At 70.1% G+C, this 20197-nt stretch carries 14 protein-coding genes; 4 read left to right on the top strand and 10 right to left on the bottom strand.

Going from position 1 to position 20197, the window contains the following annotated elements; translation table 11 throughout:
- Positions 1 to 35: 35 nt before the first annotated feature.
- Positions 36 to 2762: an ATP-dependent DNA helicase gene (locus DJ021_RS02920; protein ID WP_243626112.1), complete on the top strand. Its 2727-nt coding sequence runs from the start codon at positions 36 to 38 to the stop codon at positions 2760 to 2762.
- A 203-nt stretch (positions 2763 to 2965) separates the two neighbouring features.
- On the opposite strand, the gene DJ021_RS02915 is transcribed toward DJ021_RS02920, so the two are convergent.
- The 7 genes from DJ021_RS02915 to DJ021_RS02885 all read right to left on the bottom strand — a co-directional run bounded on the left by DJ021_RS02915 (position 2966) and on the right by DJ021_RS02885 (position 16004).
- Positions 2966 to 3919: a prephenate/arogenate dehydrogenase family protein gene (locus DJ021_RS02915; protein ID WP_111456116.1), complete on the bottom strand. Its 954-nt coding sequence runs from the start codon at positions 3917 to 3919 to the stop codon at positions 2966 to 2968.
- Positions 3920 to 5062 (bottom strand): histidinol-phosphate transaminase, encoded by a 1143-nt coding sequence (gene hisC / locus DJ021_RS02910; RefSeq protein ID WP_111456115.1) that lies wholly within the window; start codon positions 5060 to 5062, stop codon positions 3920 to 3922.
- A gap of 56 nt (positions 5063 to 5118) precedes the next feature.
- The gene (locus DJ021_RS02905) at positions 5119 to 5922 is read right to left on the bottom strand and encodes a chorismate mutase (protein ID WP_111456114.1); all 804 of its coding nucleotides are present in this window, start codon (positions 5920 to 5922) and stop codon (positions 5119 to 5121) included.
- Between the two features lie 106 nt (positions 5923 to 6028).
- A complete protein-coding gene (locus DJ021_RS02900) occupies positions 6029 to 7129 on the bottom strand; it encodes a response regulator (RefSeq protein ID WP_111456113.1) in 1101 nt (366 codons plus the stop codon).
- A 160-nt stretch (positions 7130 to 7289) separates the two neighbouring features.
- Positions 7290 to 9779: a TonB-dependent receptor gene (locus DJ021_RS02895; protein WP_111456112.1), complete on the bottom strand. Its 2490-nt coding sequence runs from the start codon at positions 9777 to 9779 to the stop codon at positions 7290 to 7292.
- Between the two features lie 368 nt (positions 9780 to 10147).
- Entirely contained in the window at positions 10148 to 13033 is a 2886-nt protein-coding gene (locus tag DJ021_RS02890; RefSeq protein ID WP_111456111.1) for a TonB-dependent receptor, read from the bottom strand.
- Positions 13034 to 13436: 403 nt separating this feature from the next.
- Positions 13437 to 16004, bottom strand: a complete 2568-nt coding sequence (locus tag DJ021_RS02885; protein ID WP_111456110.1) for a TonB-dependent receptor — start codon at positions 16002 to 16004, stop codon at positions 13437 to 13439.
- Between the two features lie 339 nt (positions 16005 to 16343).
- Between DJ021_RS02885 and queC the strand changes: the two genes are divergently transcribed.
- The 3 genes from queC to DJ021_RS02870 are packed head-to-tail and all read left to right on the top strand — an operon-like array spanning position 16344 to position 18121.
- Entirely contained in the window at positions 16344 to 17081 is a 738-nt protein-coding gene (gene queC / locus DJ021_RS02880) for a 7-cyano-7-deazaguanine synthase QueC (protein WP_243625887.1), read from the top strand.
- The gene (gene queE / locus DJ021_RS02875; RefSeq protein ID WP_111456108.1) at positions 17078 to 17710 is read left to right on the top strand and encodes a 7-carboxy-7-deazaguanine synthase; all 633 of its coding nucleotides are present in this window, start codon (positions 17078 to 17080) and stop codon (positions 17708 to 17710) included. The genes queC and queE overlap by 4 nt, the downstream gene beginning before the upstream one ends.
- Before the next feature lie 33 nt (positions 17711 to 17743).
- A complete protein-coding gene (locus DJ021_RS02870; RefSeq protein WP_111456107.1) occupies positions 17744 to 18121 on the top strand; it encodes a 6-pyruvoyl trahydropterin synthase family protein in 378 nt (125 codons plus the stop codon).
- A 10-nt stretch (positions 18122 to 18131) separates the two neighbouring features.
- Here the strand turns inward: DJ021_RS02870 and DJ021_RS02865 are convergent, their stop codons facing one another.
- From DJ021_RS02865 to aroC, 3 genes are all read right to left on the bottom strand, one after another.
- The gene (locus DJ021_RS02865; protein WP_111456106.1) at positions 18132 to 18350 is read right to left on the bottom strand and encodes a hypothetical protein; all 219 of its coding nucleotides are present in this window, start codon (positions 18348 to 18350) and stop codon (positions 18132 to 18134) included.
- 60 nt (positions 18351 to 18410) lie between these two features.
- Positions 18411 to 18926, bottom strand: coding sequence for a response regulator (locus DJ021_RS02860; protein ID WP_111456105.1), 516 nt, complete (start codon positions 18924 to 18926; stop codon positions 18411 to 18413).
- 124 nt (positions 18927 to 19050) lie between these two features.
- Positions 19051 to 20172: a chorismate synthase gene (gene aroC, locus DJ021_RS02855; RefSeq protein ID WP_111456104.1), complete on the bottom strand. Its 1122-nt coding sequence runs from the start codon at positions 20170 to 20172 to the stop codon at positions 19051 to 19053.
- Between the last annotated feature and the right edge of the window lie 25 nt (positions 20173 to 20197).

Below are 20197 nucleotides of genomic sequence, written 5' to 3'. Positions count from 1 at the left end.
CTCGCGCCGCCATCGCCGACGCCGGCGGCGGACAGATGGTGCGGGCGCCGGACGCCCGCGACCTGTTCGAGCGCGGGCCGGTGCTGCTGGCGCATGCGGGGATGACCGCTCGGCGGCTGGGCGTGCACGTGCCGCCGCGCAATCCGGGGATCTTCGACGCCCTGGAGCTCTTCGCCTTCGTGCGGCCGGCGCGCTTTTGCGCCCCCTCGGCGGCGGGTCTCGCCCAGGCGCTGGGGCTGCCGGAGCCCAAGGGCGCCGCGGCCCAGGCGCAGGCGCTGCGGGAGGCCTGCCGGCTGCTGCTCGCCGAACTGGCCGCCGCGCCCGAGCCCTCGCGGGAGGAGGCGCTGGCGATCGCCGAGACCCTGGCGCGGGCCGGCTGGTCCTGGGGATCGGCGGCGATCGGCGCCCTGCGCTCGGCGCCGGTCGGGAACATGTTCCGCACCTCCGGCCTCGACGTCTGGTCGCGGATGATCGAGTGGGAAGCCGAGGCCCCGCCCGGCGAGGCGGGGTCCAAGCCCGTCGCGCCCGAAGCGGCCGCGGCGCGGCTGAAGGAGCTGCTGCAGGGCGCCGGCCTCGACGAGGCGCGGCCGGCCCAGGCCGAGTTCTCGGCGGAGGCCGCCTACGCCTTTTCGCCGCGCGAGCGCGAGGGCGAGCCGCGGATGATGCTGGCGGAGGCCGGCACCGGCGTCGGCAAGACCCTGGGCTACCTGGCGCCGGCCTCGCTATGGGCCGAGGCCAACGGGCCGGCGGTCTGGGTCTCCACCTACACCCGCGCCCTGCAGCGCCAGATCGAGCGCGAGAGCCAGTCGATCTACCCCGACCCCAAGGTGCGGGCGAAGAAGGCGGTGGTCCGCAAGGGCCGCGAGAACTACCTGTGCCTGCTGAACTTCCAGGAGGCCGCCAACGCCGCCCAGCTCGGCGGCGGCGACCTCGTCGGCATGGGCCTGGCGGCGCGTTGGGCCAGGGCCACCCGCGACGGCGACATGACCGGCGGCGACTTCCCGGCCTGGCTGCCGACCCTGTTCCACCTGAGCCCGGCGGCGCAGGCCAGCCCCGCCAACCTGGTCGACCGGCGCGGCGAGTGCATCCACGCCGGCTGCCAGCACTACCGCGCCTGCTTCGTGGAGAAGGCGATCCGCGGCTCCCGGCGCGCCGATATCGTCATCGCCAACCACGCCCTGGTGCTGACCCAGGCGGCGTTCGACGGCGCCCGCGCCGCGCGGGGCTCCAAGGCGGACGGCGAGACCACCCAGCTGAAGCGCATCGTCTTCGACGAGGGCCACCACCTGTTCGACGCCGCCGACAGCGCCTTCGCCGCGGCGCTGTCGGGCGCCGAGGCCGCGGAGCTGCGCCGCTGGATCCGCGGACCGGAAGGCCGCGGCCGCCGCGGGCGCGGGCTCGAGGCGCGGCTGATGGAGGTGCTGGGCGACCACGACGACGCCAAGCAGGCGCTGATGGACGCCACCCGCGCCGCCGCCGCCCTGCCGGGCGAGAGCTGGTCAGGCCGCATCGCCCCGCCGAACGGCGAGGTGAACCCCATCGGGCCGGTCGAGGGCTTCCTGGTGGCGGTGCTGGAACAGCTGCGGGCCCGCGCCGCCCCCTCCGAGGTCGGCATGGAGTGCGCCGCGCGCCCGGCCCTGGACCTGGTGCGCGACACCGCCCGGGAGGCCGCCGCCGCGCTGGCCCGGATCGAAGCGCCGCTGGTGGCGCTGGCCCGCCAGCTGGAGGACGTGCTCGACCAGGAGGCGGCGACCCTGGCGCCCTCCGACCGCGCCCGGATCGAGGGGGCGCTGCGGGGCCTCGACCGCCGCGCGCGGATGACCCTGCCGGCCTGGCGCTCGATGCTGCGCGCCATCGACGAGGACGCCGAGGACGATCCCGATTTCGTCGACTGGTTCGACGCCACCTTCCTCTATGGCCGGGTGGTCGACGCCGCCTGCCGCCGGCACTGGGTCGATCCCACCGAGCCGCTGACCAACGCCGTCATCGCCCCGGCGCACGGGGTGTTGGTGACCAGCGCGACGCTGGCCGACTCCACCCTCGACGACCCCTTCGCCCTGGCGGAGATGCGGACCGGCGCGGCCCGCCTGCCGGACCGGCCGAAGACGCTTCGGCTCACCTCGCCGTTCGACTATGCGAAGAACGCCCGCGCCTACGTCGTCACCGACGTCGGCCGCGACGATCCGCGGCTGGTGGCCGCCGCCATGCGCGAGCTGTTCCTGGCCGCCGGCGGCGGGGGGCTTGGCCTGTTCACCGCCATCCGCCGGCTGCGGGCCGTGCACGAGAAGATCGCCGCGCCGCTGGCCGACAAGGGGCTCGCCCTCTACGCCCAGCACGTGGACCCGCTGGAGGTCGGCGCGCTGGTGGACATCTTCCGCGCCGAGGAGGACGCCTGCCTGCTCGGCACCGACGCCGTGCGCGACGGGGTGGACGTGCCGGGCCGGTCGTTGCGCCTGCTGGTCTTCGACCGCGTGCCGTGGCCGCGCCCCGACATCCTGCACAAGGCCCGCCGCGTCCGCTTCGGGGGCAAGGGCTACGACGACGCGGTCGCCCGCGGCCGCATCGCCCAGGCGTTCGGACGGCTGATCCGCCGCGGCGACGACAAGGGCGTGTTCGTGATGCTCGACGCCGCCGCCCCGACGCGGCTGTTCTCCGGCCTGCCGGAAGGGATCGAGCTGCAGCGGGTCAGCCTGGTGGAGGCGATCGAGGCCGTGCAGGCCTTCCTCGGGCCGGCCACGCCGTCCGAGACCGCCGAGCGCTAGGCGGGATCAGAGGCTGCCTGCGCGCTCCCCTCCCCCTTGCGGGGAGGGGTCGGGGGTGGGGGTGCAAGCTGTGAGTACGCCACCCGGTCCCAAGAGCCGAGCTGACACCCCCACTCCCAACCCTCTCCCCGCAAGGGGGAGAGGGCTTCGAGGAACCGGGTCGCGGCGACGTGTGAATGTCGATCCGCGCCAAGCCGCCGCGGCTACTGCGGCTTGGTGTCCGGATCGGCGCTGCGGTGGTCGCGGCCGAAGTTCGGCTCGGCGCTTTCCTGGCCGGCGGCGATGATGCCCCGGCGGATCTCCCGCGTGCGCGAGAACAGCTCGAACAGCTTGTCGCCCTCGGCCCAGCGGATCGCCCGCGACAGCGCCTGCAGGTCCTCGGTGAAGCGGCCGAGGATCTCCAGCACCGCCTCGCGGTTGGCGAGGAAGACGTCGCGCCACATGGTCGGGTCGGACGCGGCGATGCGGGTGAAGTCGCGGAAGCCGCCGGCCGAATACTTCATCACCTCGCCCTGGGTGACGCCCTCCAGGTCGGCGGCCGTGCCGACGATGTTGTAGGCGATCAGGTGGGGCAGGTGGCTGGTGACGGCCAGCACCAGGTCGTGGTGCTTCTCGTCCATCCGCTCGACGTTGGACCCCAGCGCCGTCCAGAAATCGGCCAGCCGCTGGACCGCCTCGAGGTAAGGATCGTCCTCCCGCGCCTGGGGGGTGAGGATGATCCAGCGGTTCTGGAACAGCTCGGCGAAGCCGGCGTCGGGGCCCGACTGCTCGGTGCCGGCGATCGGGTGGCCGGGCACCACGAAGACGCTGTCCGGCACGGCCTCGCTCAGCGCCTCGCTGACCACCGCCTTGACCGAGCCGACGTCGGTGATGGTGGCGCCGGGCTTCATCGCCGACGCGGCGGCGCGGGCGGCCTCGCCCATGGCCATCACCGGCACGGCGAACACCACCAGGTCGGCGTCGCGCGCGGCTTCCGCCGGATCGGCGGTGACCAGGTCGGCGAAGCCGAGGGCTTCGATCCGTTCGCGGCTCTGGGCGGAGGCGTCGGCCACCGTCACCTGGCCGACCACGCCGGCGGCGCGGGCGGCGTGGATGATCGACGAGCCGATCAGCCCGCAGCCGATCACCGCCATCCTGGGGTAGATGATCTCAGCCATCTAGCGCTGCATGAACTCGGCCAGGGCCTCGACCACGGCGCGGTTCTGCCCTTCGAGGCCGATGGTGATGCGCACGTGGTGGGGCAGGCCGTAGTTGGTGACGCCGCGCACCAGCAGGCCGCGGGCGGCGAGGAAGGCTTCGGCCTCCACCGCGGTCCGGCCCGGGGTTTTGGGGAAGCCGACCAGCAGGAAGTTCGCCGCTGAGGGTCGCACCACGTCCAGCTTCAGCCCGCCCAGTTGCTGGGCCAGCCACGGTCGCCACTGCTCGACGAGGTCGATGGAGGCGCGCTGGAAGTCCTCGTCATGCAGCGCGGCGACGGCCGCCATCTGGGCGGGGATGGAGGTGTTGAACGGCAGCCGGATGCGATCCATCGCTGCGATGATCTCGGCCGGCGCATAGCCCCAGCCGACGCGCAGGGACGCCAGGCCATACAGCTTGGAGAAGGTGTGGGTGACGACCACGTTCTGCGCCGTGCGCGCCAGGTCCAGGCCGTCGTCGAAGGTGGGGTCGGTGACGAACTCGCCGTAGGCGCCGTCGAGCACCAGCACCACGCTGGGCGGCAGGTTGTCGTGCAGCCGCCGGATCTCGGAGATCGGGATCCAGGTGCCGGTCGGATTGCCCGGGTTGGCGATGAACACCAGGCGGGTGCGCTCGTCGACGCATTTCAGCACCTCGTCGACGTCGATCCGGTAGTCGGGCTCGCGGGCGAAGCGCACCTCGCCGCCGGCCGCGTAGGCGCCGATGGCGAAGGCGGCGAAGCCATACTCGCCCTGCACCATGTTGTCCCCGGGTTCGAGGTAGGTCTGGTTGAGCAGCTGGAAGACCTCGTCGGAGCCGCAGCCGAAGATCAGCCGCTCCGGCTCCAGCCGGTAGCGTTCGGCGATGGCGGTCCGCACGATGGTGGCGCGGCTGTCCGGATAGACGTGCAGCTTGTCGGCGGCCGAGGCGTAGGCCTCCCGCGCCTTGGGGCTGGAGCCCAGGGCGTTCTCGTTGGCGGAGAGCTTGACCGGCGCGCCGCCGCCCTCGACCGTGGCCTTGCCCGGCACGTAGGCATGGATGTCGAGGATTCCGGGCTTGGGGACGGGGCGCGCCGCGCGGCTGCGATCGGTCGGCGCGGCGGTCGGGGGAGCGGACTCGGACATGAACCTTGAGGGCGATCCGTCTGGAGCGGGGCCGCTGGGGCCGTGAGGCCCGCGTCTTACACGTCCAGCGGCGCGGGCGCAGCCCCGATCACGCCCGAGAGCCGCCCGGGCGCACGGGCCAGCCGCGGATCCTCGGCCTGGTAGAAGCCCGCCAGCGCGAACAGCTTGAGTCCGCCGGCCTCCACCAGCGGCGTCGCCGCCACGCCGTCGCGGCCCAGCGCCTCCTCGATCGCCGAGGCCGACTGGCCGGCGTCGGTGACCCAGAAGGTGACGTCGTCGCCGGTGGGCTCCACCGGTACCTCGCCCACCGCCAGGGCCGACGTCGGCCCCCAGGCGGCCAGGCAGGGCAGGGCGGCGAACACCCTCAGCTTCGGCTCCGCCAGCAGCCGGCCCCACCAGGCGGTGTCGGGGGTCAGGGCGAGCGCCGCGACGCCGCCGGGCGTGCGGGCCGCGGCCAGCGCGTCCTCGGCCTTCGCGGCGTGCCGCAGCGCCGGCGCACTGCCGAACCTCAGCCGGGCCAGCTCCACCGTCCGCGTGGGGTCGCGGCCGCCCCAGACCGCCAGGTGGAAGGGGCCCTGCAGGCTCAGGCTCGCGCCGATCATCTCGCGCCAGACGCGGACCACCAGGGCGGCCGAGGCCCCCTGGCGCGGCTGGGCCAGCAGGCGGCGGAGCAATTGGGCTTCCCGGGCGGGGCGAAGACCGAAGCCCAGGTCGCCCGCCGCGGCCTTGGCCGCCGCGACCGCCCGCGCCAGGCCCGCACGCTCGTCGACCAGGCGCAGCATGTCGGCGTCGATGGCATCGATGCGCGCGCGGATGTCGTCCAGCGACAATGGGGCGGGCGTGGTCTTGACCTCGGCCATTTTCTCCCCCGAAAACGAAGGTTCGCGACCTAAGTCATTGCCGCGGCCCGCGCAATAGGCCGGCTTGCCGCAATAAAGTTGCAGGCGACACCAGCGCCGGCGGGGCTCAGGCCGCGGCCGGCTCGCTCCGGGCCTTGCGCAGCGCCTCGACCAGCTGCTCGGGCTTCATCGGCTTTTCCACCACCCCGTTCATGCCGGCCGCCAGGTAGGCGTCGACATCGTCGCGGTCGGCGTTGGCGGTGAGCGCGATGATCGGGGCCGCGCCGGCGCGCCCGGGCAGGGCGCGGATCGCCCGGGTGGCGGCGACGCCGTCCATGCCCGGCATGCGGATGTCCATCAGGATCAGGTCGAACCGTCCGCTGCGGGCGGCTTCCACCGCCTCGGCGCCGTCGCAGGCGGCCTCGGACGAGCAGTGGTACATCTCGCAGAGCGCCTGGGCGACCATCCGGTTGGTGGCGTTGTCGTCGACCACCAGGACGTGGGCGGGGCGCAAGGGCTGGCCGGGCTTGGCGACGGCCGTCTCGCGGGCGGCCGGCAGCGGCAGCCGGAAGACGATGGTCTCGGCTGCGCCGGCATGGACTTCGTTGGCCACGCTGCCCTCCAGGCCCGAAACGATGCGGCGGGCGAGCATGACGCCGATCGCCACCTCCAGCCCGAACCGGTCGGCGACCTGGCGGACGCGCGTCTCCGCGCCCTGCGCCGCCCAGGTGGGATCGGCGGCCGCGCCGCGGACGCGGCCTTCCAGCAGCATGCCGTCCGTGGTCGGCATCGCGCGCAGGCTGGCCTCCACCGCGCCGCGCTGGGCGCCGGCCAGCGCCTCGCCGAGGAAGCCGTCGAAGACCTGCAGCAGCCGGTCGCGGTCGGCCAGGGCGCAGGCTTCCGGCGGACCGTCATAGGCGACCAGCAGGGTGACGCCGGCCTGGCCGGCGCGGGCCCGCCAGCGCGCCTCGACGTCGTCCATGACCTCCCGCAGCCGCAGCGGCGCGGGCGACAGCGCCAGCTGCTGGGTGGTCGCCAGTCTCAGGTCGATGGCCCGGTCCAGCATCCGCCGCACGCCGGCGGCGGCTTCGGCGACGCCGGCGACGCAGGCCTGGGCGTCGGGCGCCAGGCGTTGGCGCGACAGCTGCTCGGCCAGCGCCAGGACGCCATCCATCTGCTGTCGGATGTCAGCCGTCACGCGGTCGAAGAAGAATTCGGGCAGGGACATGGCCGCTGGCGATTGCGCAAATGACGAGCGATCACCCTGCTCTCAACCGCTTGAGCAGAAGTTAAGCAGGGGGCCGTCAGGCCTTTGCCGCAGAACAAAAAAAGAGGCGGCGGGACGTGCCCGCCGCCTCCAATGGCCGCTGTGAGGCCTGCGTCCGGCGTCAGAACCGGTACTGCAGCTCCACGCCGTAGGTGCGCGGCTGGATCAGGCCGCGGCTGATCGCTACGCCGGTCTGCGGTCCGCCCACGCCGATCGCCGGCGAGGGGCTGCCGAAGATGGCGTAGGGGTTGGTCGAGCCGGTCGAGGTGTAGCCCTGCTGGTCGAAGGCGTTCTTCACGAATGCGATCACCGAGTACTTGTTCTTGGCTTCCTTCCAGATCGCCCGGAAGTCGGCCGTGCCGTAGGCCGGCACCGAGAAGGCCGCGTCGTTGAACGGCTGGTAGATGGTCTTGTCCGTCCAGCTGTAGGTCCCCGAGAAGATCAGCGAGCCGGGATCGAAGTCGAAGGTGTAGTTGGCGTTGACCGCGAACTTGTTCTTCGGCGACTGGTAGAGCGGCGAGCCCTTCAGGTCCTGGAAGACCAGGCGCACGCCGTTGGTGGTCGTGGAGCCGCCGGAAGGCTGCGCGCCGGGGAGCAGGGCGCCGGGATCCGCCGGGTCGTAGAAGCAGCAGCCCTTGGTGATCTCGGTGTTGAGGTAGCCGTAGCTGGCGTTGAACTGCAGGGCCCGGGTGGGCTGCCAGATGGTCTCCAGCTCCAGGCCATAGGCCCGGGCGTTGACGTTGACGAAGTTGTTGGCCGAGGCGGTTCCCGCCGCGTTCAGCTGCTGCAGGTTGATCTGCAGGTCCTTGTAGTCGTTGTAGAACAGCGACGCGTTGAGGATCAGATTGCCCATTAGGGTCTTCTTGGCGCCGACCTCGTAGGCGTTGACGTGCTCGGCGCCGGCCTCCGGCTGGGGCGCCAGGGTGCCGAGCAGGAAGCCGCCGGACTTATAGCCGCGGCTGTACTTGGCGTAGACCAGGGTGTCCTTGTCCGGCGTCCAGTCGGCGTTCAGGGTGCCGGTGACCGCGTCCCAGCTGTTGGACATGCTGCGGAAGTTCTGCACGCCGGGGGTGTTCGGATCCATGTCGGTGGAGACGTCGACCGCCACCGCGCCTTTGAACACCAGCGGGCTCAGCAGGATCAGCCGCTGGCTCTCGAAGCCGGACTTCTCGTCCTTGGTGTAGCGCAGGCCGCCGGTGACCGACCACTGGTCGTTGAAGGCGTAGGTCGCCTGGCCGAACACCGCATAGGCCTTGGAGTCCAGCGTCGCGTACTGGTCGACGAAGTCGCGCGACGGGTTCGCCGTGCCGAGGCCGCCGACCGGCGCGGCCAGCTGCGCCTGCTGCGGGCTCGCGAGCTGGATGCGCTGCTCATAGGTCTCCTGGTACTGGTAGAGACCGGCGATCCAGCGCAGCGGACCGTCGCCCTTCGAGGTCAGGTCGATCTCGTTGGAGAAGTACCGCTTGTGCTCGTTAAAGTCGGTCGTCTGGTCCGGGTAGAACAGGGTGGCCGAGCCCGGCACCGTGAACGGCGCGGTGCGGCTGGTGCCGTCGTAGTCGCCGCCGGTCTGGTAATTGTACTGCTGGAAGCCGCCGATGTACTTCAGGTCGGCGAAGCCGAGGTCGTAGGTGACCTGGGCGGTGAGCAGGTGGTTGCCGCGCAGCTGGCCGTAGCCGTTGCGGTTGGTGTTCATCTTGTAGGGGTCGGACGCGCCCGGGTTCGGCGTCGTGTAGCCGAACTGCGGATTGACCTGCAGGAAGCCCACGCCGATCGGGTTGACGATGCTGGTGGTGTCATAGGGCGTGATCAGGTTCGACCAGCGGTCGCCGACCCCGGTGGTGTCGTCCCAGCTGGTGCGGCTGTAGCGCACCCAGACGGTGGTCTTCTCGCCCAGCTCGGCCTCGACCTGGCCTTCGAAATAGGTGCGGTTGATGGAGCCGCCGTCGTTCGCGGTGCCGGTGTTCTTGATGAAGCCGTCGGCCTTTTCCTGGCTGCCGCCCAGCTTGATGCGCAGGTTGTCGGCCAGCGGGATCGAGACCACGCCCTCGGCGCGGTAATGGTTGTCGTTGCCGACCACGCCGCGCACTTCGCCGGAGAGGTCGTGGCTCGGGTGCTGCGAGATGGTGTTGACCGCCCCGCCCATGGCGTTGCGGCCGTACAGGGTCCCCTGCGGCCCGCGCAGGATTTCGGTGCGCTCGACGAACAGCGGGGTCTTGAACAGCTCCGACGAGGAGGCCGAATAGAAGCCGTCCGTATAGGTGGCGACCCCCGGGTCGTTGCCGATGTAGTAGGTGTTGCGGCCCGCGCCGCGCAGGCTGAGCCGGTCGGTGCCCGAGTAGTTCATGCCGGGCGTGAAGTTCACGAAGTCCTGGATGCTGGTCATGCCGACGACGTCGCGCTTGGCCGAGGTGTAGGCGGAGACGGCGACCGGCACGTCCTGCAGCGACTGCTCGCGCTTTTCAGCGGTGACCACCAGTTCCTCGACCGTCGAGGCGCCGGCGGTGTTGGCGGCCGCCGTCTGGGCCAGCGCCGGCTGGGCGATGGCGGTGAGAGCGACTGCGGAGGCGCTCAGGGCGAGCAGCGTCCGCAGCCGCGATGTGTGTTGCGACATAGAGGTCCTCCCAAGGCGTCGACGGCGTGCCGCCGCACCTCATGTGTGCGTATGCAGTGGAACGGGCGCGGGGAGGCGCCCGATGGGGCGGACCCTCGGGCCGCCCGGAGGCCAAGGTCAACTGAACGGCGAGAAGTCGCCCGGTTTCAGCCCCGCTTTTGTCGCCGTGTGGCGGAAATACCGCGCTTTCGAATTCGCTGCACAAAAATGAACGCCGGTCGGCGAACCCTTACGCAGCAACAATCGGCGGGCGCGTCAGAAAGCGTCGCAACATACCGACCACAGAAAATCGGGAAGACGCGATCCAAAAGAAGAGGGGCGGCGGGTCGCCCCGCCGCCCGGTTTGGCGACCCCGGATCAGCCCCCGGTCACCACTTCTTGGCCAGCGCGATGCCGTAGGTCCGCGGCTCGGTGAAGAAGGCGTTGCGGAACAGGCCCGAGGAATCGTCGGTCAGGTAGGTGTCGGTGATCGCGGTCTCGTCGGTGGCGTTCTTGACGAAGGCCTCCGCGCTCCAGCCGCTTTCGGCGTTGCTGACGGTCAGCGTCAGGTTGAGGTTCTGCCAGGAATCGATCCGGTCGGCGGTGGAATTGTAGATCCGCGAGAACGTCTTCGCCTGCCAGTAGTAGTCGCCGCGCAGCACCGCGTTCCAGCCGTTGCCGAAGTCGTGGGTGTATTGGGCCCCCAGGGTGACGGTCCAGTGCGGCGAGTTCGGCAGCTCCTTGCCCGACAGGCTGACCGGCACGCCGTCGCTGACCAGGCCGCCGAAGGCGTTGGTTCCGACCGCGATGGCGCCCGACCCGGCGATGTTGGTCCCGGCGCCGGCGGTGCTGACTGGCGTGCACAGGCCCAGCAGATTGAACGGGTTGGGGGTGAAGCCGGGCACCTGGCCGTTGGCGATGGCCAGGCCCAGCTGGGCGTTGGCCAGGGGGACCACGCAGTTGGAGGCCGCGCTCGACTTGACCAGCACCAGGCCCGGGTTGCCCTGGGTCCGGTTGAAGGTGTCGATGGAGGTCCCGTTGGAGATGTTGGTGTCGAGCCAGCCCACCGAGGCGTTGAGCCGGACCGGCCGCACCGGCGACCAGACGGATTCCAGTTCGAAGCCGTTGATCTTGGCGTCGATGTTCTCGTTGATCGAGGTGCGGTTGACGATCTTCGAGACCTGGTAGCCCTGGTAGTCGTAGTGGAAACCGGTGAGGTTCAGGGTCATCGACCCGCCGAGCAGGGTGTTCTTGGTCCCCACTTCATAGGCGTCGACGAATTCCGGCGCGAAGCTCGCGGGCGGACAGGAGACCACTGCGGAGCACGCCGGGTTCAGGCCGCCGGCCTTATAGCCGCGGGAGTAGAAGGCGTAGATCAGGGTCTCGTCAGTGAAGCCCAGCTTGGGCTTCCAGTCGAAGCCGAAGCGGCCGGTGGGCTCCTTGAACTCCACCGACAGGTTGGGCCGCGGATCGGTGGGCGGCGGGGCGCCGACGCCGGAGCCGGGCGTGCCCAGGGTCACCGCATGGTTCTCCTGGGTCTTCTTGTCGTCGGTGTAGCGCAGGCCGGCCGTCCATTTGAAGTTGTCGGTCATCTGCCAGTAGAGCTCACCGAAGACGGCGGTCGATTCCAGGTGATAGGGCGCGTAGTTGTCATAGTAGTTGTGGCCGCTGCGGTTTGGATCCTGGTTGGGATCGACGAAAACGCAGGCCGGATTGTTCTGCGGGCACGGGTAGGGAACGGCGCCCCCCGACGCGGCGCTGGTGAGGAAGTTGTTCACCTGGTAAAACGCCGTGCCTGTATTGAACATCACGTAGTAATCGCCGGTGGCGTGGTAATCGAGATAGTTGGCGCCGATGTTGAAGTTCAGCGGGCCGGCGAAGCTCGACTGCAGCCGGAACTCCTGGCTGAACTGGTCGGTGTTCGCCGATGAGATGTCGCTGGTGGTGAAGCGGTTGAAGGGCCCGTTCTGCGGGTCGTTGACCACCCCGCCGGGGAACAGGCTGGGATAGAGCAGCGTGCCGTAGTTGGGCACCGCGGCGAAGGCGTTCACCGGGTTCGGCGTGGTGTTGAACGGCACGCTCGGCGTGTAGCGGTTGTAGTCCTGCCGGGTGTAGAGGTCGCTGCGGGTATAGGCCGTCAGCGACGTGAATTTCAGGTTCTCGGTGACATTGGCGTCGATGTTCACTTCGAGGATGTCGGTCTTGGCCCGGTAGATCGGATCGAAGGTCGATTCGATGTTGCGGACGTTGGGGTCCTGGAACTTGCCCGCGTAGGCGTCGCCGGTCTGGAAGCCGCCGAGCGCGCCGAACAGGCCGCCCAGCGTGGCCTGGCTGTTCACCGTGCCCAGCACGTCCGGCGAATAGAGCGAGGTGGCCTGGCAGCCCTGGCTGAAGAAGCCCCGCTCGATCTGGGCGACCGGGGCGATCGCCGAATAGGCCGCCCCGCCGATGTTCGCCGGGCCGACGTCCTTGGTGCAGTACTGCTTGCCGATGCGGGAGCGGTGGTCGGTCTCCTTGAAGTAGTCGTAGACCACGTCGACCCGCAGGTCCTTGTTGGGGGTGAACGAGACCGTCCCGCGGTAGCCGTAGAGGTTGCGGTCGTCGGCGTCGTTGCCGGTGACGGTGTTGATCCCGAACCCGTCGCGGTTGAGCGTCGTCCCGGCCAGCCGCACGGCGAACATGTCGCCGAGCGGCAGGTTGATCATCCCGCGAAGCTTCTTGCCGTTGAAATTGCTCAGCTCGCCGCGCAGCGCCGCCTCGAAGCGGTCGGTCGGCTTGGCGGTGATGAGGTTGACCACGCCGCCGGTGGCGTTGCGGCCATAAAGCGTGCCCTGCGGGCCGCGCAGCACCTCGACCCGTTCCACGTCGTAGAATTCGGTCTCGAACAGGTTGTTGGCGATCAGGGGGGCGTTGTTCAGGTGGATGCCGGTGCCGGCGTCGCCCGAGGCCGCCACCAGCTTCGAGCCGATCCCGCGGATCTGGAAGTTGTAGCCGGTGAAGTTCCCCTTGGAGAAGTTCACGTTGGGGATGGCGAGGACCAGGTTGGGGCCGCCGTCGATGCGCGACTTCTGAAGCGCGTCCTGGCTGAAGGCGGAGACCGCGATCGGCACGTCCTGGATGGCTTCCTCGCGCTTCTGCGCCGTGACCACCAGTTCCTCGATCACGTTGCCGCTCGTCCGCGCCGGCGTCTGCGCGACGGCCGGCGCGGCGGTGACGAGGGCGGCCGCGGATGCGCCAGCAACCAGCAGGCTCCGCAGGTGCAGAGTGTTGGACATCATGTTCCTCCCAGGCGTCCGGCTCTTGTTGGCCGTGGTCGCCGAATCGCCGCTCAAGGCGTGGTCGCGGGGAGGGTGCGGCTGAACCCCCCGACGTATGATCAAGCACGCTCCCAGTCTTCGCACCTGTCAACGGGACGGCGATAAGTGATCATCGATAACCACGTTCTGCCAAACCAGATGTGGCAAAAATGGCGACGGCCGAACACTTGCTGAAAGTGAATTTCTTGCGTGTCCAGCGGTCCCACCTGGGGCGCACGGGCGAAGCTGACGACGTTCGACTTACAACTGCAAGTCGTCGTGCAGTAACCGCCGGCCGAGGCGTCCGCCAAGGAGGGAATCGGGCAAGAAAAAGGGCGGCGGATCGCTCCGCCGCCCCCGGACCGCAAGTGGGTCCTTACGACTAGAACTTGTATTGGAGCTCCACGCCGTAGGTGCGCGGGAAGTTGAGGATCACCTGCTGGCGATAGCCCACGGCGGTGATGCTGGTCGGGTTGGCGAGCGAGCTCTGGTAGGCCACCTCGTCGAAGGCGTTCTTCAGATAGCCGATCACGGTCAGGCCCTTGTCGGTCTGGCGCCAGATCGCCCGGAAGTCGGCGATGTCGTTGGCCGGCGAGGCGTAGATCGGGTTGTTCCAGATGGTCGACTGCTGGTCGCCGGTGTGGGTGACGGTGGCTCCCAGCGTGAAGGTGTTGGCGCCGAAGTCCCAGGTGTAGTTGGCGCCCAGGGTGAACTTGTTCTCCGGCGACAGCGGCAGGTGGTTGCCCACCAGGCTCTGCAGTCGGCTGCCGTTCGCCAGGGCCGTGCCGGTCGGTCGCGCGCCGGCGGTCACGGCCGTCGGATCGGCGGTGTCGATGAAGCAGCAGCCGCGGGTGACCTCGGTGTTCAGGTAGGAATAGCTGGCGAACAGCTGCGCCCCCTGGATCGGCGCCCACTGGCCCTCGAACTCGAAGCCCCAGATGCGGGCGTCGAGGTTCAGGAACTGGCTGGCGGTGATGGTGCCGAGCGGCACGGTGAGCGGTGTCTGGAAGCCCTTGTAGTCGTCGTAGAACAGGGCGGCGTTGGCCTGCAGGGTGCGGCCGATGTTCTTCTTCACCCCGAACTCGTAGGCGTTGACGTACTCCGGCGCCGCATAGGGGTTGGGCGTCAGGCCGTTGGAGCCCAGCCAGCCGCCGGACTTATAGCCGCGGCTGTAGCGCAGGTAGAGGTCGGTGTCGGAGTCCGGCTCCCACTGCAGGCCCAGGGTGCCGCTCCAGGCATCCCAGCTGCCCGCCAGGTTGCGGCGCAGGCCGCCGCCCGGATTAGCGAACAGGTTGGCGGTGGCCGGGTTGGCGGCGCAGCCGGCCAGCGTGGTCGTGCCGCAGACCTGCAAGGTGGTGATGTCCACCGCGAAGCTCTGGCCGACGGCCAGCGGGATCCCCGCGGCGGCGAAGGACGCCGCCAGGGTCGGCAGGCGCGCCACGTAGCGGGCGATGTCGTAGCCGGTCTTCTCGTCCTTGGTGTAGCGAAGGCCGCCGGTCAGGGTCCAGGTCGGGGCGAACTTCCAGTCCACCTGGCCGAAGCCGGCGTAGGAATCGGTCTCCAGGTGCCCGTCCACGTAGAGGAAAGCGCCGCGCGGGTTCGGGTCCGACGGCCGCCCGGCCAGCGTGAGCGGGGTCAGCAGCGCCGTGTCGCCGACCGCCCGGATGCCCTGCGGCTGGTCATAGCGCTGATGGTACTGGAAGGCCCCGATGATCCAGTGCACCGGGCCGTCGCCGTCGGAGGACAGGTTGATCTCGTTGGAGAACCACTTCTGCCGCTCCTGATAGAAGGTCTGCGCATCGGTGGAGACATTGCGGGCGGTGAAGGCGGTCAGCGGCCCCGGCCCGTCGAGGTCGGGGATGTTGATGTCCTGGGTCGCCGTCCGCGGCGTCTGGTCGTTGTCGCCGGTGGTGTCGTAGATATAGGTCTGGAAGCCGCCCAGGTACTTCAGCGTCATGCCGCCGAGGTCCCAGGTCACGTCGGCCTGCACCCGGTGGTGGTTGGAGAGCTTGCCGGTCGCCGTGGCGTTGGTGTTGGTCTTGTAAGGATCGTTCTGCGCCGGGTTTGTGCCCGTGTAGCCGAAGGCGGTGTTGTAATAGAGCGCCGAGGTGCCCGCGCCGGTGAGCGAGGTGGTGTCGATCGGCGAGATCACGTTGAACAGGGTGTTGCCCACCCCGTAGCTGTCGTCCCAGTCGAACTTCGAATAGCGCAGCCGCGCCACCGCGTGCTCGCCGAGGTCGGCCTCCACCTGGGCCTCGAACATCCAGCGCTTGACCGCGCCGGTGTCGCCGCCCGGGCCGATGTTCTTGATGAAGCCCTCTTCCCGCCGCTCGAGCGAGCCGCCCAGCAGGAACCGCAGGTGGTCGGTGATCGGGCCGCGGACCAGGGCGTCCGTGCGCCAGGTCCCATAGTTGCCGTAGGTCCCGCGGACTTCGCCGTTGAAGTCCTCGGTCGGGCGCTTGGAGATGATGTTCAGCGTGCCGCCGATGGAGTTGCGGCCGTAGAGCGTGCCCTGCGGTCCGCGCAGGATCTCCGTACGCTCGATGAACAGCGGCGGCGTCGAGGCGTCGGCCATCGAGTTCGAGAAGATGCCGTCCGAATACAGCGCCACCGACGGGTCGGTGCCGATGGCGTTGGTCAGCCGGCCCATGCCGCGGATCGAAAGCCGGTCGTTGTTCGTGTAGCTCAGGCTCGGCGTCAGGCGCGCGATGTCCTCCACCGTGTTGGCCCCCAGCAGGGTGCGCCGTTCGCTGGTGTAGGCGGTGACGGCGACGGGGACGTCCTGCAGGCTCTGCTCGCGCTTCTCGGCGGTGACCACCAGCTCCTCGATGGTCGGCCCGGCGGCTGCGCCTGCGGCGGCCTGGGCGAGGGCGGGCTGGGCCACGGCGGTCAAGGCGACCGCCGAAGCGCCCACGGCGAGAAGGCTCCGCAGATGCAGAGATTTGGACATCGTATTCCTCCCAGTGGGGCGCCCGGACTCTGTTGCGGTCCGTTACGCCGGGAACAAAGCTCAGTCGATGTTGCAGTTCTGTCAACTGTGTCTGAGCTATGTCGAAGCCTAAAACGTTCAGTTCCGCGGCAAGATTGTGCGAAAACAGCAGTTTCACGCCCGGAAAGCATAGAATAACGCGGTTACGTCAAAAACTGAACTTCAGGATGCGATGGTCTTGGCGGGCGTAGCGGCTCGTTACCTTGCGTCAATCCAAGTGAACCTTGCTCACTGACGCGGGGCGTGAACACTAGACTGGGCCGCCTTCCCCAGCGGCCCCGCAGCGCGCATATGGGGCCGATGATCGACACATCAGGCGCCCTCGTGCTCTTCTCCGGCGGCCAGGATTCCACCGTCTGCCTGGCCTGGGCCCTCGACCGCTATGCGCGCGTCGAGACGGTGGGCTTCGACTACGGCCAGCGGCATTCGGTGGAGCTGCAGGCCCGCGCCGGCGTACGGGCCCGCGTGAGCGAGCGGTTCCCCGACTGGGCCCCGCGGCTGGGGGAAGACCATGTGCTGGAGATGCGCGGGTTCGGCGCGGTGGCGCAGTCGGCCCTGACCGCGGAGCGCGCCATCGAGATGACCTCCAAGGGCTTGCCCTCGACCTTCGTGCCGGGCCGCAACCTGGCCTTCCTGGTCTATGCCGCCGCGCTCGCGGACCGGCGCGGCCTGCAGGTGCTGGTGGGCGGCATGTGCGAGACCGATTTCTCCGGCTATCCCGACTGCCGGCGCGATACGCTGGACGCCATGCAGAGCGCCCTCAACCTCGGCATGGCGCAGGACTTCCGGGTCGAGACGCCCTTGATGTGGCTCACCAAGGCGCAGACCTGGTCGCTGGCCAAGGCGCTGGGCGGCGAGTCGCTGGTGGACGTGATCCTGGAGGACAGCCACACCTGCTATCTTGGGGATCGCGAGCACCGCCATCCCTGGGGTTACGGCTGTGGAACCTGCCCGGCCTGCGAGCTGCGGGCCCGCGGCTGGGCGGACTGGGTGGCCGAGGGCCGTCCGGTGCTGCACGCCGAGGTCGTCGAGCCATGAGCTACGCGGTCAAGGAGATCTTCCTCACCCTGCAGGGCGAGGGCGGCCAGGCCGGCCGGCCGGCGGTGTTCTGCCGCTTCGCCGGCTGCAACCTGTGGTCCGGGCGCGAGCAGGATCGGGCGAGCGCGGTCTGCACCTTCTGCGACACCGACTTCGTGGGCATGGACGGTCCGGAAGGCGGGCGGTTCGCGACGCCGGAGGCGCTGGCCGAGGCGGTGGAGGCGGCCTGGACGGGCGGCCCTGACGACCGGCTGGTGGTGCTGACCGGCGGCGAGCCGCTGCTGCAACTGGACGAGGCCTTGATCGCGGCGCTGCACGCCCGCGGCTTCGCCCTGGCGCTGGAGACCAACGGGACCTTACCGGCGCCGCCGGGCGTCGACTGGATCTGCGTCAGCCCCAAGGCCGACGCGCCGCTCGCCCAGACCAGCGGCCAGGAACTGAAGCTGGTGTTCCCGCAGTCCGGGGTCGATCCCGCCCAGTTCGAGCACCTGGCGTTCGAGCGCTTCCTGCTGCAGCCGATGGACGGCCCGGCGCGGGCGGAAAACACCCAGGCTGCGATCGCCTATTGCCTCGCACACCCCCGCTGGCGTTTAAGCGTGCAGACGCACAAATACCTCGGCATCGCCTGAGGCTCAGGTCCTCCGCGAAGCCCCAACCATCTGATGAGCCCAAACATTTTCGAGATCACCAAGGCCGCCGGCTTCGACGCGGCCCACCACCTGCCCGCCGGCGGCGCCGAGGGCAGCCCGTACACGCGCCTGCACGGCCACTCCTTCCGCGTGGAGGCCACCGTCCGCGGCGAGGCCGTGCAGCCGGTCGGCTGGGTGGCGGACCTGGCGGAGCTCGACCGGGCGCTGCGCGCCATCGCCGGCGAGCTCGACCATGGCCTGCTGAACGAGAAGCCCGGCCTCGAGAGCCCGACCCTGGAGCGGCTGTGCGTCTATTTCGCCGAGCGGCTGAAGCCGGAGTTCCCCGGCCTGTCGCGGATCGTGGTCTCGCGCCCGACCATCGGCGAGAGCTGCGCCCTGCTCGTCGGCTGAGGCGCGGCCTCTAGCGCTGCGACTCGTCCTTGTGGCCGCCCGGGATCACCGCGCCGACCACGGCGCCCGTGCCGCGGGCCGCCATGCCGACCCCCTTCGCCGTCACCCCGACCGCAGCGCCCGCCACGCCGACGGCCGCGCCGCCCACGGCTGCGACCAGGCAGCCCGACAGCAGGACGGCGACGGCGCCCAGGAGGGCTGTGCGAAAGGCGATGGACGGGACGGACATGGCGGTTTCCCCGGGCGAGGCAGGGATAGTGCCAGACCACGGTCGCCGAAAAATGGCGGACTAGCCCTCGGCGGCTGCGGCCTTTGGCAGCGCCTCGTCGCCGGCCCGCCGCCACGGCGCCGCGTGCGCCGGATCCTGCCGGCGCCGGCGGTCGGGACCGAAATAGCCCTCGATCTTCACGTACGGTCGCGCATGCTCGACGACCTGGTGGATGCGGTCGATCACTCCGCGGGCGGTGATCGGCTTGGCCAGGAACTCGTTGGCGCCGGCGTCACGGGTCTCCAGCACGGCCTTGGCGGTGGAGCGGCCGCTGACCACGATCACCGGAACCATCAGGTTGGGACTGTCGGCGGAGCTGCGGATCAGGCGCACGAACTCCAGTCCGTCCATGGCCGGCATCGACAGGTCGGTCATCACCACGTCCACCGGATGGTCGCGCAGCATCTGCATGCCCTCGACACCGTCCCCGGCTTCATGGATCTCGCGCACGCCGATCGCGCGCAGCACCTCGGCCAGCAGGGCGCGCATGTGGTGGTTGTCGTCGACCAGCAGCACTCTGAGACGTTCGTAGCGCACAGGCGGAGTTCGTCCCAGGGGCGAGTCCGCTAAGGGTAGTGCTTGTTTCTCCGGCGCGCCAAGTCCCTATAGTTGCAAGGAAATCCTGGGTCGCACGCGCCGCGTGCAGCCGCTGCGGCCGGCCTCAGGTCCGCCGATGCTGGCCGGGCGCGAAGGCCCCGCCGCCGGTCTGGCCGCGGTGGCGCAGGAAGGCGTCGGCCAGCACGCAGGCGGCCATGGCCTCGACCACCGGCACGGCGCGGATGCCGACGCAGGGGTCGTGGCGGCCCTTGGTGCGCAGCTCGATCTCCTCGCCGGCCTCGTTGAGGCTGCGGCGCAGGGTGAGGATCGAGGAGGTGGGCTTGAACGCCACCCGCGCGGTGACCGGCTGGCCGGTGGAGATGCCGCCGAGGATCCCGCCGGCCTGGTTGGACAGGAACGTGGGCCCGTCGTTGCCGGCCCGCATCTCGTCGGCGTTCTCCTCGCCCGACAGCGCCGCAGCCGCGAAGCCGGAGCCGATCTCGACGCCCTTGGCGGCGTTGATCGACATCATCGCCCCGGCGAGTTCGGCGTCCAGCTTGGCGTAGACCGGCGCGCCCCAGCCGGCCGGAACGCCGAGCGCCTCCACCGCCACGATGGCGCCGGTCGAGGAGCCGGCCTTGCGGATCTTCTCCAGGTGCTCTTCCCAGACCGGGACCATCTCGGCGTCGGGGCACCAGAACGGGTTCTGCAGGGTCTGGTCCCAGTCCATGCGCTCGGGCGCGACCGCATGCGGTCCGATCTGCACCACCGCGCCGCGGATGGTGACGCCGGGGATCACCTTGCGGGCGATGGCGCCGGCCGCCACCCGCGCCGCGGTCTCGCGCGCCGACTGCCGGCCGCCGCCGCGGTAGTCGCGGACCCCGTACTTGGCGAAGTAGGCGTAGTCGGCGTGGCCGGGCCGGAAGGCGGTGGCGATCTCCGAATAGTCGCGGCTGCGCTGGTCGACATTCTCGATCATCAGCGAGATCGGCGTGCCGGTGGTCACCTGGCCGTCGGTGCGCTCGTCGGAGAAGACGCCGGAGAGGATGCGGACCGCGTCCGGCTCCTGGCGCTGGGTGACGAACTTGCCCTGGCCGGGGCGGCGCTTCTCCAGCCACTGCTGGATCTCGGCTTCTGTGAGGGCGATGCCGGGGGGGCAACCGTCGACGACGCAGCCGAGGGCCGGACCGTGGCTCTCGCCCCAGGTGGTCACGCGGAACAGGTGGCCGAAGCTGTTGTGCGACATGGCGGGGCTTCTAGCGGAACCTCGG

This window comes from Phenylobacterium hankyongense, from assembly GCF_003254505.1.
GTDB classification, from domain to species: domain Bacteria; phylum Pseudomonadota; class Alphaproteobacteria; order Caulobacterales; family Caulobacteraceae; genus Phenylobacterium; species Phenylobacterium hankyongense.
The sequence above is the reverse complement of the archived record's forward strand: the minus strand, read 5'-3'. Positions and strand labels throughout refer to the sequence as shown.